Below are 2231 nucleotides of genomic sequence, written 5' to 3'. Positions count from 1 at the left end.
GCCAGCTCGTCGACGATCACCAGCAGGTACGGGTACGGCTGCAGCTCCCGCTCACTGCCCTCGGGCGGCTTGACCTTGCCCTCGCGCACCGCCCGGTTGAAGTCGTCGATGTGCCGGTAGCCGTAGGCGGCCAGGTCGTCGTAGCGGAGGTCCATCTCGCGCACCACCCACTGCAGCGCCTCGGCGGCCCGCTTGGGATTGGTGATGATCGGCGTGATCAGGTGCGGGATGCCCTCGTAGGCGGTCAGCTCGACCCGCTTGGGGTCGACCAGGATCATCCGGACGTCCTCCGGGGTCGCCCGCATCATGACCGAGGTGATCAGGCAGTTGATGCAGGACGACTTGCCGGAGCCGGTGGCGCCGGCGACCAGCATGTGCGGCATCTTCGCCAGCGAGTGCATGACGTACCCGCCCTCGACGTCCTTGCCGAAGGCGACGAGCATCGGGTCGTCGTCCTCGGCGGACTCCGCGAGGCGCAGCACATCCCCGAGGTTGACCATCTCCCGGTCCGTGTTCGGGATCTCGATGCCCACGGCGGACTTGCCGGGGATCGGGCTGATGATCCGCACGTCGGGGCTGGCGACGGCGTAGGCGATGTTCTTGGTCAGCGCGGTGATCCGCTCCACCTTCACGGCGGGACCGAGCTCGACCTCGTAGCGGGTGACCGTCGGGCCGCGGGTGAAGCCGGTGACGGCCGCGTCGACCTTGAACTCGGTGAACACCTGGGTGAGCGAGGCGACGACCGCGTCGTTGGCGGCACTGCGCGCCTTGCCCGGGCCGCCGCGGGTCAGCAGGTCCAGCGAGGGCAGCGCGTAGGTGATGTCACCGGACAGCTGGAGCTGCTCCGCGCGCGCGGGCAGGTCCCGGGGCTCCTCGGGGGCCTTCTTGGTCAGGTCGGGGACGGTGCCGGTGGTCGGCTTGTCCCGCCGGGGGCGGGCGGCCGGGACCTGCGCGGGCGCGGGAGCCGAGGGGACGGCGGGAGCGGGCACCGGGGTGGTGTCCTCGCGCTCGCCCGCGCTCACCCCCTGGGTGAGGTCGGCGACCAGCGGGGACGGCGGCATGCCGTGCTGCACGGCACCGTCGAGCGCGGCGGCCGCGGCGGAGGCCACGTCCACGGCGTCCGGATGCCGCTGCGGGTCCGGCTGGGGCAGCGCGGAGCGCCTGGGGCGCCCGCGGCGCTGGGTGAGGGCCTCCTCCTCGGCGTACTCCGGGTCGTACGCCCGGGCGGCGCCCGGGCGCCGGCGCGGGCGCGCGGGCGTGGCCTCGCGCCACTGATCGTCGTAGTCCTCGTCGTCCACGATCCCGAACCGGTCGGCCTCCGGATCGTGCAGCAGGCCGAGGTGGACGCCGAGCAGGCGCAGCCGCTGCGGGATGGCGTTGACCGGCGTGGCGGTGACCACGAGCAGCCCGAAGACCGTCACCAGCACCAGCATGGGGACGGCGAGCACCTCGCTCATGGTGTACGTCAGCGGGGTGGCCGCCGCCCAGCCGATGAGACCGCCGGCATCCCTTATGCCCTGCATGCCGGCGCTGCGCGCGGGCGAGCCGCAGGCGATGTGGACCTGGCCGAGCACGCCGATGACGAGCGCGGACAGGCCGATCACGATCCGTCCGTTGGCCTCCGGCTTCTCCGGGTGCCGCACGAACCGTACGGCGATCACCGCGAGCAGTATCGGCACCAGGAGGTCGAGCCGGCCGAAGGCGCCGGTGACGAGGATCTCGACCAGGTCGCCGACGGGTCCCCGCAGGTCCGCCCAGGTGCCGGCGGCGACGATCAGCGCGAGGGCGAAGAGCAGCAGCGCGATGCCGTCCTTGCGGTGGGCCGGGTCGAGGTTCTTCGCGCCCTGCCCTATGCCGCGGAAGACGGCGCCGACGGCGTGCGCCAGGCCGAGCCAGAGGGCGCGCGCGAGCCGGTACACGCCCCCGGTGGGGCTGGGTGCCGGTCTCGCGGGCGCGACCTTCCTCACCGCGGCCTTCTTGGCGGGCGCCTTCCTGGCCGGGACCTTCTTCGCGGCGGCCTTCCTCGCCGGAGCCTTCGCGGGAGCGGCCGCCTTCCTGGCGGGCTTCTTGGCTGCGGAGGGACGTGAGGCCATGGGTGTGAGGTTACCGGTGGAGACGACTGCGGACACGTGTGCCCACAGCTTCACCCGTTCGTGTCGTGCCTGCCGGGGCGCGAAACTGACGCACGCTCATCCGCAACCGCGTCCCGGCGCGGGTCAGTTCTGCGAGGG

Annotated in this window: 1 protein-coding gene; it reads right to left on the bottom strand. The window is 72.9% G+C overall.

Features of this window, described 5'->3' with window-relative positions:
• On the bottom strand, nt 1-2093 hold a 2093-nt coding region (locus IE312_RS20805; protein ID WP_229900228.1), incomplete at its 3' end, for a DNA translocase FtsK.
• Nucleotides 2094-2231: the final 138 nt, after the last annotated feature.

This window comes from Streptomyces capoamus, from assembly GCF_014654935.1.
GTDB lineage: Bacteria > Actinomycetota > Actinomycetes > Streptomycetales > Streptomycetaceae > Streptomyces > Streptomyces capoamus.
This window is presented reverse-complemented; position numbering and strand designations above follow the sequence as displayed.